At 64.1% G+C, this 14,698-nt stretch carries 8 protein-coding genes; 3 read left to right on the top strand and 5 right to left on the bottom strand.

Features of this window, described 5'->3' with window-relative positions; genetic code table 11:
* The first annotated feature begins 12 nt into the window (after positions 1-12).
* Positions 13-1,296, top strand: a complete 1,284-nt coding sequence (locus AC1DHY_RS12605) for a ParB/RepB/Spo0J family partition protein (protein ID WP_476880609.1) — start codon at positions 13-15, stop codon at positions 1,294-1,296.
* 5,094 nt (positions 1,297-6,390) lie between these two features.
* On the opposite strand, the gene trxA is transcribed toward AC1DHY_RS12605, so the two are convergent.
* The 5 genes from trxA to AC1DHY_RS12580 form a co-directional block, all read right to left on the bottom strand.
* Positions 6,391-6,717 carry a thioredoxin gene (trxA, locus tag AC1DHY_RS12600; protein WP_476879328.1) on the bottom strand — a complete coding sequence of 109 codons (327 nt, stop codon included), beginning with the start codon at positions 6,715-6,717 and terminating at the stop codon, positions 6,391-6,393.
* A gap of 38 nt (positions 6,718-6,755) precedes the next feature.
* Positions 6,756-7,712, bottom strand: a complete 957-nt coding sequence (gene trxB / locus AC1DHY_RS12595) for a thioredoxin-disulfide reductase (protein WP_476879327.1) — start codon at positions 7,710-7,712, stop codon at positions 6,756-6,758.
* A 191-nt stretch (positions 7,713-7,903) separates the two neighbouring features.
* Positions 7,904-9,451: an ABC transporter substrate-binding protein gene (locus AC1DHY_RS12590; RefSeq protein ID WP_476879326.1), complete on the bottom strand. Its 1,548-nt coding sequence runs from the start codon at positions 9,449-9,451 to the stop codon at positions 7,904-7,906.
* A gap of 169 nt (positions 9,452-9,620) precedes the next feature.
* The gene (gene murJ, locus AC1DHY_RS12585) at positions 9,621-11,705 is read right to left on the bottom strand and encodes a murein biosynthesis integral membrane protein MurJ (RefSeq protein ID WP_476879325.1); all 2,085 of its coding nucleotides are present in this window, start codon (positions 11,703-11,705) and stop codon (positions 9,621-9,623) included.
* Positions 11,706-11,795: 90 nt separating this feature from the next.
* On the bottom strand, positions 11,796-12,344 hold the full coding sequence (locus AC1DHY_RS12580; protein ID WP_476879324.1) for an NUDIX hydrolase: 549 nt from the start codon (positions 12,342-12,344) through the stop codon (positions 11,796-11,798).
* A gap of 170 nt (positions 12,345-12,514) precedes the next feature.
* On the opposite strand from AC1DHY_RS12580, the gene AC1DHY_RS12575 reads away from it, so the two are divergent.
* Positions 12,515-13,987 carry a CCA tRNA nucleotidyltransferase gene (locus AC1DHY_RS12575; RefSeq protein ID WP_476879323.1) on the top strand — a complete coding sequence of 491 codons (1,473 nt, stop codon included), beginning with the start codon at positions 12,515-12,517 and terminating at the stop codon, positions 13,985-13,987.
* Positions 13,988-14,572: a histidine phosphatase family protein gene (locus AC1DHY_RS12570; protein WP_476903712.1), complete on the top strand. Its 585-nt coding sequence runs from the start codon at positions 13,988-13,990 to the stop codon at positions 14,570-14,572.
* Positions 14,573-14,698: the final 126 nt, after the last annotated feature.

Here is a 14,698-nt window from a genome sequence, read left to right as displayed (position 1 = left end):
AGGGATTTATCCATGAGCGATAAGCGACGCGGCCTTGGCCGTGGACTTGGCGCACTGATTCCAAGTTCCGCCTCGGCTAACGCCTCCGGGAACGGTTCCGCTCCGTCCCGGCCCGTGGATCTGTTCTTTCCTGAAGCCAGGAAGCGATCACCTGAAGCGGTGCTCACCGAAGAGCCGCCCGCTGCCTTGGACGGGACGACGACGGCGTCTCCCGCCGTCGACGGAGCCTCGGCAGAGTCAGTTCGCGGTGACGAGTCTGCGGCGCGTGATTCCACAGATGCCAAGCCTGCTGCGAAGCAGGCATCGTCACCGGTGAGCGGATCGAAGAATTCGTCCCCGAAGGCCACCGAGACGACTGCGAAGAAAGCGACTGCACGCAAAGCCGCTCCCTCCAAGGGCAGTGCCCCGGTCCAGGACGTTGCTCCCGTGACCGAAGCGACGACGAACCCCCAGGACAACGGCGTCGACCTCGTGGAGGTACCCGGCGTCCGGTTCGCCGAAATCCCGGTCTCGGACATTCACCCGAACAGGAAACAGCCGCGTTCTGTCTTCGATGAGGACGACATGGCGGAGCTCGTTCACTCTGTTCGCGAAATCGGCGTCCTCCAGCCAATTGTGGTGCGAACTTCAACCGAAGAGGATGGCGAAACCTATGAGCTCGTCATGGGTGAGCGTCGCTGGCGGGCAGTACAGGCCGCCGGGCTGGATACCATCCCGGCAATTGTCCGTGACACGACCGATGATGACCTCCTGCGCGACGCGTTGCTGGAGAACCTGCACCGCAGCCAGCTGAATCCCCTCGAAGAAGCAGCCGCGTACCAGCAGTTGCTGGAGGACTTCGGTACGACGCACGAGCAGCTCGCTGACCGCATCGGCCGGTCACGGCCCCAGGTCTCCAACACTCTGCGCCTCCTGAAGCTTCCGCCGTTGGTGCAGCGTCGCGTCGGGGCCGGTGTTATTTCGGCCGGTCACGCCCGCGCTCTGCTGGCCCTGCCGGATGCAGCCGCGATGGAACGCTTGGCGCAGAAGATCGTCGCCGAGGGAATGTCCGTCCGGGCTACGGAAGAGGCAGTGACGCTCTACCAGAGCCCGGCTGCACCGGCTAAGAACAACATTCCGCGTCCGGGTGCGCGCCATGAGCGTCTCGACTACCTCGCTTCGTCGCTTTCTGATCGCCTGGATACGAACGTAAAGATCTCACTGGGTGCCCGAAAGGGACGCGTAAGCATTGAGTTCGCCAGCGTTGAAGACCTGAACCGCATTATGGAAGTTCTGACGCCGGGTAACCCTAACTAGCGCCCTAGCAATCCTAGGCCGCACACCCGAACTAGCCCCCTAGCAATCCGAGACCGCACTTGGTGCGGAAGGCAGGCCCTGTTTCACGTGAAACGGGGCCTGTTTTTTGTCCGCGGGGCGGTCTACTGGTGTATTTGACCAAGCCGGAGTGCGGGGATCTATGAAGTTACAGTGCGGGTGCCTCGTCCAGTGCGCCATGTGGAAGGTCCGGGCTATGGAGGCGAGCGTTCTATGGGCTTTCGCGTCTCTCAGAGCACCACGGCCTCGCTGGGACAGCGTCGTCGGGTGCTCCAGTGGCCAGTACTGAATGCGCCGGCGTTGAGCGGGCGGGTCTACCTATGGCTGGACGGGCCGGCCGCGTGAGGGTGTGTCAGGGGCTGTCGCAGCTACGCCCCGATACAAGGGCGCCTTGGCCTGCGTTGGGGCCTGGAGGCGCTTACAGGCGGGCGATGGTAGCCGTTTGGCTATGGCTGGAGCGCCTCTATTCGCCAATAATACGGCGGCTGCGAGACTCTTCTGATGGTGTTGTTGGCGGAATGGCTGCGCCCCTCGTCGGTGCCGGACGCTTTGTGTTGGCGCCCCGTAACGTGCGCTGAGACGTTTGTCCGGCTCAGCATCCCTAGTTGTCCCGGGCAGGTGGTCGGAACCGCCGTTGTGTAGTTCCGTTTCATTGCCATTGGTGTTTCACGTGAAACCCGTTTATATCCGGGTACCCGATAATCAGATACATGTCACAGCCCATAGGGCTTCGGATGGATCACTGCGGCTGGCTGCGTTGGAGCGTGTCCGCTGCCCCCAGCGAGTTGGTCGCCAGGGGTGTCAGGGAAAGGTTGTCCGAACTACTGCTGCCACACAACTGTTGGCGAAGTTCAGTAGGCCGCCATTGTGGCTACGTCTGGCAAGCACCGCCGTGAAAGTTACAGATGTTCGTGCGGCAGGGCAGCTCGGATGCTTCGGGCAATTCGTATGAGGGATTCGACGGCCCAAATTGATGTCATGTTTCACGTGAAACGGATACGCACCCGCGGTCGCGTATGTAGACTTCCGCCGTGTCGCTTGGCCGGTGAGGGGTATCTGCGGCTGCCGACTACCCCTGTCTCACCTGAGCACTTCTCAGCGCCTCCCCCGCATACGCAGCAACGTGCTCGGCCGGCCTGAAATAGGTGAGCGCAGAGTGACTAGCAGCGGCCCGACCAGTCCTTATCAGGACTCTCGCGGCAGCCCGGAGGCTGGTTGTCACGGGTGGCGGTTCATATCCCGGCAATGCAGACTTGATGGCAGTTGGCCGCAGAAGGCCACGCCCGTGATTCCCACGGCTCAGCTGGAAAGCTGTTGGTCTGCTTCCGTCCGCAAGTGCTGTCCGAACGAGAACGCGCACGTACATTGTCTGGTGGTGCTACAGGAAGTCACCTCATGGGACAGTGGCAGTCCAGATCCCGACAGTTGCGCTGGGACGACGCTGCTCCGCCGTCCCCCAGCTGCAGCGACCGGGCACGCAGTTGGCTCGGGAGCTTATCGTGGCCATTCAGACCCACCCAGGTGGACGGCCGCACCACGCCGTTGCCGCCGCACAGGGTGCTCCTTGGGGTAGCCTTGGGAGCTTCGCTAGCTGGAGTCGCTCCGACGGGGAGGTACCAAAGAATTCGACCTGATCGACGATCGCTCCCCTGGTTTTTCCTCGAGCCGGTCACCCGTCAGAGCCCGAGTTGCTGCCATCTGCATTACGGCCGGCGCGTGGGGCCGATAGGAAGTGGTGTCCGGCTCAGGCCGTTGCCTTGGATACCTCGGGGCACCGCAGTGTGCAGAAGCAAACAGGGAGTTGTGTACGGAAGTCACGGGGCACCTCGCAGCTCAAGAATCGTCCACGCCCGACGACGGCGCACGGTCGAGTGGACAGAGCCCGTGCTCGGTCTCGACCTATCCTCACCCTCTCTGCCTGGACAGGATGGGCTGCCGCCTGAGGCAAGTCGTAGGTCCTCCCCGGCCTGTATAGAGGGCGTGACCGCCGGCGATTATTGCGGGGCGGAACCCTCACATCTTCTCCACCCAATGACCAATATCCACAAGCCCCAGCGACCCCGAGACTGTGAATTGATCGGTGGATATCTCTGTGGATAACTTTGTGGATAGAGTTTGACGAGCCAGCGAGTTAAGCCACCCCGTAGTCACGCTCGAAGTCCACTTGCCAATACGAACTCCACCAGCCTCTTCGCCTCCCGACCTGTTTCACGTGAAACATTGCAGCGACACCTTGGATGTCGGGGAAATAGGCTGGATTTCGCGTGGAATTCGCCTCTACTGGGTTAAGTATCGGGTGCGCTTTGGGTTCGGCTTACTTGCGTCTGAAGTCATGGCAGGGACACTCCACCCCGCGCGAGATTCGAGACCGGCTGGTCGGGATGAAGGATCGACACTGGGACGCCAGTAGGCCTGTGGATACCGCTGTGCGTAAAGTCTCAGAGCCCTGTGGATAAGTTTGTGTATAACCGCCCGGCGGTACGCGTCCAAGATCGAACGTTTGGCAGCCCTTTCGATCCTTCTCGGCCCGCTCGTTGGCCGACCGATGCTTTCGTAGATTGGCGGACAGTGTGGGCGGGAGCGACGTTGCCAATGCCCTATCCAGGTTGGCAGTGGGCCGGCCACCAACGCAGCGCAGGGTGGTGCCTCCCCTGATGCTTCCCCGCTGAGAACTGCGGAGGTGCTCAGCTGAGAAGACATGTCGGTGGCTACGCCGCACGTCGCTATTTGCCCTGTGAGATCCTGCAGGGCAATGCGCGTTGGCATTGAGGAAGTTCCCTCTGCCGAAGATGCACTGTGGACCTCCCCTACGTAGCTCTCGATAGATGCCTAGTAGGTGCGTGGGTCTGTCGGTTTTAGCTAGGCCATAGGACCAGTTTCGCTCGCATGGAAATATGTGAGCAGGAATGGCCGGGACCATTTCTTGACTGCGGCCGGGTGGAGTACGTGAATGACGTCTGAGGCAGTGCCTGAGCCGGTCTATCAATGGTGCAAGTGCCCAGGCGCTCGTGGGACACACAATTGCAGCGCCAGCACGTGAAACTCGAACCCTGCAAACACCCGTGAAGCGAGGCTGACATCCATCCTGGGGCGCCACCTACACCCCCGCCTGTGGGAGCTCTCGCGCTTCCGTGTGAGCGGGCCGGCAACGAATCTCGTGGCCGGCATCGTGCACGGCTGCGACCATCGACGTTGCCGTAGTCTCACGCAGAGACACGGACGGTGCCAGGGAGAGCGAGCGGGCGTAGCCCCTGCGGTGCTTGGCTCCGCCGTCTATCCGACGGCGATTCCCCTAGCTAGCCTTCTGTACTCTCCACTGGGCCGCTAGGGCACGGTTAGGCACATCATGAGGGGGCGGGGCGTCCTGGGAGTCTCAGGCAAGGACTTGGACCGCTCCAGGCCGCTGCGGCCAGGTGGCGGATGGAGGGAGGGACGATGCGCGTAGGGTTTCGATTTGCTGAAGGGTTTTGGGCCTAGCCAGGTCCATGGACCGGTCATTGGAGGCTCAGGACTGGCGAGTCGATGCGAGGAGGCTTGTGCGCGTGGGTCGGACGGTGGGCGGTCAGGACTCCAGGGAGCGGTATCGCGCCGTGCAGGTTGGTCGATGCGGAGAGCAGTCCAAGCGGTGCATGTTCCCCTCTGCCAGCGACCGGAAGCCTCGGGCATCCGCGGTTCGCCAGGGCGGTTCTTCTACCCACGTGCACGGCCTCCCCCGGATAACGCAGGCCCGTAGAAGAGAAGCAAGGTGCACCCGACGAAGTGAGTCTGAGCTAGAAGCGCCTAACGAATAGGAATGTGGTTGCCGTCGTTCGTCAAGGGGCGCGTTGTGACTTCCTCGTGGGCGGCCACGGAGTTTTGTGTAGCCGCGTGCGCTGTCGGCGTCGCTGGTTCCAGATGCGTACAGAGGTCCCATTACCTTGGCCTGCCGGGCTTTGTTTCACGTGAAACAAAGCCCCACTATTTTGCCCGAAATACGCAAAAGTGCGGACATGCACTATGCCGGGGAGTGCTCAGCCCGCCTGGCAGAATAGTCGGTGCGGTCAGATCCACCAATCTGGGCTGTAACGCTGCTCATGGGCGGTTCCGGATGTGCCCTTAGGCTCGACTTGACGATGTTTCACGTGAAACAGCGCTGGGAGCAATCGCTGAGGCCCGAGGTGTGGAGAGCAGGTGGGCTGTCCACCCTAGCGAAAGAAAATGGAATCGATCGTTTCGAATGATCGTCTGGGACGTACCGTGTGTCCGGACACGCGGCGTGCGGAGCTCTATCCAACTCAGGGAAGCCCAAGAGCGCTGATCACGTCCTGGGTCGGGTCGCAAAATGCCAGCTGCTGGGCCATGGTCGCGTAAAGGCGGCAGCCCCGTCCTCGGACTCCCCTGGGGCGATGATCCAGGTTTGGCCGCACCCTGTTTAGGTGTCTACGTAGCCCTGGGCGTTCGCTGTAGATACCAAAAGGCGCGACGCGGAGCCGTCGCGCCGAACGCGGTTTCACGTGAAACATTGACCTTCGAGCTGGAGCATGTAACGCAAGCCCTCGGTCGATCGGGCAAGCTAAAGGGGAAGTTTAGCTCTCGCTTGATGCCGAGATAGGCGTGGACCGTAGAGCGACTTCCGTGTGTGCTCGTGCCTTCTACCTCAAACCGACTGTCGCCGGGCACTCTCACTGGCCTCCCGCTGCCGGCGGAATGTTTCACGTGAAACGAACTTCTAGGGTCTGGGGGCATTTGAGCATCCGATGCGGAAATGACAGTGAGCCGAGCCGTAGGGCACATCTCTTGGAGTCAGTGTCCCCTACCCCACGTCACAGCGATGTTGGAGGTTCAGGGTAGTCAATCCTTAGACAATATGGTGGTAGGCATCAGCTTATATACGTTGCATACGGATCAGCTTTAGGGATAGATGGATAGCGCGCCAAGGCGCTCCTCTCCAAAAAGGCCGGCAACGCGCAACCGGGACCATCCCCCACATCAGCCGACCTTCATCCCTACGAAAAACGGCGGCTCCCCTTCCGAATGGAAAGGGAGCCGCCGTTGTGGCAGTCCGATCAGCGGGCTGACCGGGTACCGCGGTTCAGACTAGGACAGGACGTCCGCGAATTCCTTCTCGAAGAACTGCTTGGGCTTGGCGCCGATGACAGTGCTYTTCACTTCGCCGTTCTGGAACAGGTACACGGCAGGGATGGAAGTGATGCCGAACTCGGCCGCGATGGCCGGGTTGTCATCAACGTTGACCTTGACGACGTTGACCTTCTCCCCGTACTCAACGGAGATCTCGTCCAGGATCGGGCCCAGCTTGCGGCAGGGGCCGCACCATTCGGCCCAGAAGTCGACGATGACGGGCTTGTCCGCTTCCAGCACGTCGGTGCTGAAGCTAGCGTCTGTTACATCTTTAGCGTTGCTCATAACCTTGTCTCTCTCTAGGGATTCTTGCCGCGCGCTGATTAGGCGTGGAGGTCTGCGAGGTAGTGTTCGACGTCGAGGGCGGCGACGCAGCCGGAGCCCGAGGCGGTGATGGCCTGGCGGTACGTGGGGTCGATGACGTCACCGGCAGCAAAAACGCCCTTGACGCTGGTCTTGGAGGTCCTGCCCTGGACGGCAATGGTACCCTCGGGTGCGAGGTCGACCTTGCCCTTGACCAGGTCGGTGCGGGGATCGTTGCCGATGGCGACGAAAACGCCCGTGACAGCCAGTTCGGTTTCGTTACCGTCAACCAGGTTCTTCAGGCGCAGGCCGGTGACCTTGTCTCCGCCGATCACGTCCTCAACACCGGTGTTCCAGACGAAGTTGATCTTCTCGTGGGCCAGGGCGCGGTCGGCCATGATCTTGGAGGCGCGCAGGGTGTCACGGCGGTGGACCACGGTGACCGACTTGGCGAACTTGGTCAGGAACAGGGCTTCCTCCATTGCGGAGTCGCCGCCACCGATGACGGCGATGTCCTGATCCTTGAAGAAGAAACCGTCGCAGGTTGCACACCAGCTCACACCGTGGCCGGACAGACGCTTCTCGTTGGGGAGGCCGAGCTCGCGGTAGGCGGAGCCGGTGGAAAGAATGATGGCGCGTGCCTGGAAGGTCTCCCCCGTGGCAATGGTCACGGTCTTGATGTCGCCGTCGAGGTCCAGCTCGGTGACATCCTCAAACTGGATTTCCGTACCGAAGCGGGCCGCCTGCTTTTCGAGGTTTTCCATCAGGTCCGGGCCCATGATGCCCTCCGGGAAGCCCGGGTAGTTTTCGACGTCGGTAGTGTTCATCAGCTCGCCGCCGGCGGTGACCGAACCTGCCAGGAGCAGCGGCTTGAGGTTGGCACGAGCCGTGTACACCGCGGCGGTGTAACCGGCAGGCCCGGAGCCGACGATGATGACATCACGTACTTCGGACGCGGTGTTTTCTGCGTTGCTCACTGAACGGTGAACCTCTTCCTTTGTCGATGCGCCACCCAGAACGGGCGGCCACATGGCACAACCGTTGCGGGTAACTGAATATTCCGGGCGCACCTAGCAGGGCCCCGGTGTACTTCCCTTAGGTTACCGGCCGCGGACGGCCACTGCCGTCCGCATTCAGCGGATTACGACTCTGCAGGCGGCGGCCAGGGCTACTGGACCTTGATCTCCGCGAGCCGCAAGCCATAGCCGTAGCGGGTCTTCGGGGCAGCCAGCTTGGGCAGGCTCTTGATGGAGATGATGACGTACTGCGCTTTGACGGGTTCCTGCAGCGGCATGGTCAGGTCCGAGGAAGTGAAGCTGTTGCTGCCCACCTGCTTGGCACCGTCCAGCGACGGCCGGTCGTTGGTGTAAACGACGATGTTGCCGCCGGAAGCACCGAGCTGGCTGAGGGTCACAGAGGAAATCTGCGCCGCGCTCTTGAGCTTGACCACCAGCGGTACGCCGTCGGGGGCAAATCCGCCCCAGCCGTCGGTGGCGAATTCCATGTCGGACCAGTAGCTCGCGGCGTTGCCGTCATAGGTCTTGACTAGGTCGCCGTCGTAGGTGGCCGCGAAGTCGAAGTTGCCCTGGCGGGTCACTGACTCGATCGCGGGCGGGACAGCTGCCGGCGGCGCGGAGCTCTGGGTGGCCGAAGGCGCACCGGAGTTCGCGGGCGTGCTCGCCGGCGCGGTCGTCTTGGCTGCCTCAGGCGTTCCACCCTTGAAGAGGCCACCCAGGTTGGTGACCGCGAAGATCAGGCCGATCACCAGGACGGCTGCCAGGAGCGCACCGACCAGCCACCGCAGGGAGCGGCGTTCGCCACGGGGAGCGTCCTCGTCATCGGCGTCGTCGTAGGAATCGTCCGCAGCGTTATTGCGGGCGAAAGCGGGGAAGTTTCCGGCAGCCCGGCCGCCTCCGGCGTCTGTTGCCGCCGGCATCGACGAGGTGCGCTGATCCGGCACCGCGTCATCGTAATCATCGTCCTCCCAGCGGGAGACTTTCGGCGCCGCGCTGCCCTGCGCCGCGGTGGGCGCCGCCTGCATGGGATGGGCCGCTGTGGGCTGCGCCGCCGCTTCCTGCGGAGCCGTCTTGGGAGACTTCGCCGCCTTGGCCGCTGCTGCTCCGGCTGCAACACCTGCTGCTCCGGCAGCTGCCGCTCCGGCCGCACCGGCGCCTACGCCCGGGGAGGCCGCCGGCGGTGCGGGGACCCGCGCCGCGGGGGCGGACGGCGACGGCGGCGTGGCGGGCTTCTGCCCGGCCGGACGCTGCTGTCCCCCATAGTTGATGTAGCCGGCGTCGACTTCCTCGTCGTCATAAAGGCCGTCGTACGTCTCGGGCTCAGTGGAGCGGGCCTGGCCGAAGATTTCGCTGCCCAGGGTGTCCGTGAAGAACGGTTCCACATACGGCGGGTTGGAGCTCACCACAAGGTCCAACAGGTCCGCGGCTGAGGTGTGGTTGGTGATGAGGTAGGTCGCGGCATCACTGACCCCCAGATCCAGGATCTGGACGTGCCCGGGACGTTCGCCCGTGGCAACTTCGCGTGCGCTCTGGGCCACCTGGTCGGCGTTGCCGGGGCCAGCTACGAGGATGCTCACAGGCCGGTTCAGCACCTGGTCCACCCCGTCCAGCACCAGATCCTGGTCATGCGAGGTCAGTACCGTGGCAGTGACCTTGTAGCGGCCGCCAAGTACTGATCCGACATCGATCGGGTGGGACACAGGTTCCTCCTAGACTGTCCGGGAGCTGCCAACCACGGCGACTTCGTCAGTCACCTGGGGCCCCGGTAAGGCTGGTTGACCCCTGGTCTGCAACTCCCCTTCTTAGTCTTCGATCCTAGCCGATGCACTGTCCGCGCCGTGTGATGCGGCGCTCTGGGGCGGAAAGGCGTTATTTTTTCCGACGGCGGTCGAAGGGGAAGTAGGGATTGTGGCCCGGCTCCCCCTGATAGGTGCGCCGGCCCGGCAGGGGAATCTCCGCGCGGCCCTGGCTGCCCTGGGCCGTGCCCGGAAGCTCCTCCTCGGGCAGGTATTCGTTGTCCGTCCGCCATCCGGCGGTCTCCCCGGACCCAAGGTCGGGGCCCGCCCGGAAGGACGCGGCGTCGAACTCGCCGGAGATCCGCGGGATCAGGCCGGTATCCAGCGACGTGGTGGCCCGTTCAGGCGTGGGGTGCAGCGGCGGGGCGTTCTCGGCGGCGACAGGTTCGCCGGCCACAGGGCCGTTTTCCGGCCCAGGCGCGCCGGGAGCCCGACGCAGGCGCCCCAGCAGCGGCTGCAACAGGTCCTGGAGTTCGGTCACCCGCAGGGCCTTGAGGAGGACGAAGTACGCGGCCAGCATGACGGGTCCGACGACGACGACCGTCACCAAGGCGGCGATCCGGCTGCTCCAGGCGAAGCCGTCCGCGTGGTAGCTGCCCATCAGCCACAGGGCGCCGGCACCCGCCACGGCCGACCCCAGTGCCGCGTAGCCCATCCGGATATAGGAGCTGGCAACGCGTGGACCATCCAGGTGGCCGAGGAGGCGGCGGAGGAAGAACGCGCTGACAAAGACCGAGAGGATGTTGCCGGCCGTGTAAAGAATTGCGATGGCGAAGATGATCTGGTCGAACGGCAGGAACTGGATGAAGAACGCGGAAACGACGTTGACGGCGGCGAGGACCAGCTGGATGAAGAACGGGGTCCGCGCGTCCTCGTTGGCATAGAACACCCTGGACATCATGAAGTTCGCGCTCATAAACGGCGTGCTGAGGGCCAGGATGGTGAGGGTCTGGGCCAGCATCACGCCGTCCTGCCGGTGGTCACCGGAGAAGAACATGCCCAGCGGTCCGGCGAGGGCAAACAGGGCCAGAGCGCCAAACACCGTAGCAACGGCCATGGTGCGCAGGCCGTGCGAGAGGGCCCGGCGGAGCTCGGCCCGGTCGCCGTCCTGGGAGGCCCGGGTCATGCGGTTAAACAGCACGGTGGCCAGCGAGAGCGCAATGATGGAGTGGGGCAGCAGGTACAGCTGGCTGGCGACTTCCAGGACTGCGTTGCCGGGCAGCGTTGCTGCGGCAGCGTGGTCGCCGGCCTGTTCGAGCCGGAGGCGTTCGGCGCCGGGGATCGTGGCGATGCGCATGACGTAGAGGAACGCGAGCTGGCCCGCGGCAGCGGTGGCCAGGGTCCACACGCTGAGCTTCGCTGCCTGGCCCAGGCCCACACCGCGCCAACCGAACCGGGGCCGCAACCCCAGGCGCAGCCGGAAGACCGGAACCAGCAGGATGGCTGTCTGCGCGATCACACCGATGGTGGAAAAGCCGGCCACCAGGAACGTCTGGAAGGGACCCCAGTTATCGAGGGTGTGGGGGTTGGCGGCGTTCGCGCCGAGGATGGCAATAAACATGCCCAGTCCGGCGATCGCGACGATGTTGTTCAGGATCGGTGCCCACATGGCCGGGCCGAACGCCCCGTTGGCGTTGAGCACCTGGGTCAGCAGGGCGTAGAGGCCGTAGAAGAAGATCTGCGGAAGGCACCAGAACGCGAAGGTCACGGCCAGCGACTTCTGCTGTGGCGAGTAGCCCTGCGTGGTCAGCTCGATCACCCACGGGGCAAGGAGGGTCACCACCAGCGTCAGGGACAGCAACACCACCACGGCGAGGGTCAGGAGGCGGCTGATGTAGTCCGCGCCGCGGTCCGGGCCCTTGCTTGCCTTGATGATCTGGGGCACCAGGACCGCGTTGAACACGCCGCCGGCCACCAGCAGGAAGATGAGGTTCGGGAGGTTGTTGGCGTTGATGAACGTGTCGGTGACCGTCGACCCAAGGCCGAGGGCGGCCGCCAGCATCCACGTCTTTCCGAAGCCCAGGAAGCGCGACACCAGGGTTCCGGCCGCCATGACGGCACTGGAACGTGCCTCTCCGGCGGGATTGGGCTGGGCGGCGGCGGACCCGGAGGGGACGGGCTTCGCTGATCGGGGCTTGGCGGCAGACATTATCTTCATCGTCTCACCCGGGCCCGGCTTTGTGGGTATTCACAGGGCCCGACGGCGCACCGAACGGCTGTCCCTGCTGCCGGGGCGGCCCGGTCAGCCTCAGCGGTGCTCGGGCAGGACTTCCCGGGCGAGGTCCGCAATACGGCGCTCGTTCGGGAAGGAAAGCTTGCGGGCGAGTTCGTGGATCGGCACCCAGGCGACGTCTACGGCCTCCTGGTCCGGATCATTCTCGATGGTCAGCTCGCCGCCGGTGGAGCGCAGGAGATAGTGGTGCACGGTCTTGTGGACGCGGTGTCCGCTGACCGTGAACCAGTAGTCAATGCTTCCAAGGGGCGCGAGGATGGTGCCTTCGATGCCCGTTTCCTCCGCGATTTCACGGACCGCGGCTTCCTCGTTGCTTTCCTTGCCCTCCGGGTGTCCCTTCGGCAGGCACCATTCGAGGCGTCCGCCGCGGTTGAGGCGGGCAATGATCGCGACCCGCAGTTCGGCGTCGGACGTGTCCACCACCACTCCGCCGGCCGAGATTTCCTCGACGGTGGGCAGCGAGGCCTGGCCCGGATGCTGGGCGGGCGCGACATTGGCGCCGATTGCCGATGGCAACGGCGCGTTTGTCCTCCTGCCGGGAGCGCTCGGTACGGGATGGGCCATGCAGTCCACTCTAACGACTCTTACCCGGACTTGATGACCTAAACATGACAGGAAAGTGGCCCGGCGGAAAACTGGATTGACGGCCGCCGACCTCCCTGCCGCACGCGGCCGCGGATCGAAGGCGACTCCGGTGTGGTGCTGGCCGGGATTTCTGACAAGCTTAAGAGACTATGGCGCACGCACATCACCAGACTGACACCCACACCGTTGATTTCCACGTAGATCCGGTGGTCATTGAGCTCGGGCAGCGCTTCGTCGACGCCGGTCACGAGCTCTCCCTGGTGGGCGGGCCCGTGCGTGACCTCTTCCTGGGCCGCGTCTCACCGGATTTGGATTTCACCACGGATGCCACGCCGGACCAGACCGTGGCACTGATCAAAAAGTGGGCTGATAACTACTGGGAGATCGGCCGCGCCTTCGGCACCATCGGCATGCGCAAGGCCGGCTTCCAGATCGAGATCACCACGTACCGTGCCGAGGCCTACGATCCCGAGTCCCGCAAGCCCGTGGTCGCCTTCGGCTCGTCGCTCACTGACGACCTGCAGCGGCGGGACTTCACCATCAACGCCATGGCCCTCCGGCTGCCCGGATTGGAACTGGTGGACCCCTTCGGCGGCGTCCGAGACCTGCACGCCTCCACCCTGGCCACGCCCGGTTCACCCGAGGACTCCTTCTCGGACGACCCGCTGCGGATGATGCGGGCCGCACGCTTCGCCGCGCAGCTGGGCGTTTCGGTGCACCCGGAAGTGCGCCAGGCCATGACGAAAATGGCGGAGCGCATCACTATCATTTCCGCGGAGCGCGTCCGCGACGAGCTGGTCAAACTCATTTGCGCCCCCCGGCCCCGGACCGGCGTGGACCTGCTGGTCGAGACGGGACTCGCCGAGTTCGTGCTGCCCGAGGTATCGGCCCTGCGGCTCGAATCCGACGAGCACCACCGGCACAAGGACGTCTACCAGCACTCGCTCCAGGTCCTGGAACAGGCGGCCGCGTTGGAATCGGACGCTGACGGCCCGGTGCCCGGGCCGGACTTTGTGCTCCGTTTCGCGGCCCTGATGCACGACGTCGGCAAGCCGGCCACCCGCCGTTTCGAACCGGGCGGCGCGGTGAGCTTCCGCCACCACGACATGGTCGGATCCAAACTGACGTCCAAGCGGATGAAGGCCCTCCGCTTCGACAATGACACCGTGAAGGCTGTGGCACGCCTTGTGGAACTGCACATGCGCTTCTACGGGTACGGCGACGCCGGCTGGAGCGACTCCGCGGTCCGCCGCTACGTCACCGACGCCGGGCCCCTGCTGGAGCGGCTGCACCGGCTCACCCGCTCGGACGTGACCACCCGCAACCAGCGCAAGGCCGAGCGGCTGGCCTTCGCCTACGACGACCTCGAGGCGCGCATCGCTGCCCTGCGCGAGCAGGAATCACTCGACGCCGTCCGCCCGGACCTCGACGGTGGCCGCATCATGGCGCTGCTGGGGCTCAAACCGGGGCCTGTTGTGGGCCGGGCCTACAAGTTCCTGCTCGAGGAACGCATGGAACACGGCCCGCTCGATCCCGCCGAGGCCGAAGCCAGACTGCATGAATGGTGGGCGCAGCAGCCGGAAGCTGCCGCCGTCGACGTTTCCCCAACAGAGGAGTCCTAAGTGATTGCACCTTCCAACGGTCCCCGTCCCCAGCTCTGGATCCTCCGGCACGGCGAGACGGAATGGTCCAAGAGCGGGCAGTACACCGGACTCACCGACCTTCCGCTCACGGTTGAGGGCGAGCAGCAGGCAGTAGAGGCACGAAAGGTGCTCGACGCCGTCGACTTTGACCTGGTCCTTACCTCCCCGTTGCGCCGGGCCCGGCGGACGGCGGAGCTGGCAGGGTTTCCGGACGCGCAGCTCGAACCCCTGGCCGTCGAGTGGGACTACGGCGAGTACGAGGGCATCAGCTCGGATCTGATCCGCAAGGACAACCCCGATTACCTGATCTGGACGGACGGGGTGCCCAACGGGGAATCACTCGACGATGTCGCTGCCCGTGCGGACAAGATCGTGGCCCGGGTACTTGAGTCGGGCCTGGACAACGTTCTGATCGTGGCCCACGGCCATTTCTCCAGGATCCTGACGGCGCGGTGGCTGGGACTGGACGCCCATGAAGGCCGCCATTTTGTGCTCGGCACCGCAAAAGTGTGCACGCTTGGCTGGGATAAGAAGACGCCTGCCGTGGTCCGCTGGGGACTATAAACCCGACGCAAAAAATATTTTGCGGAATATTTCCCATTTAAGTGGTCAAACTCCGCATTTGTAGTGTAATTTTATTTCTGACCCCAGAGCGGCTTGCCAGGGTCACGGCGCGCGTCGCCCGGCCAG

Source organism: Arthrobacter sp. 05L44 (assembly GCF_056397605.1).
Note: the sequence above shows the minus strand (reverse complement) of the source record. Positions and strands in the feature narration are given on the sequence as shown.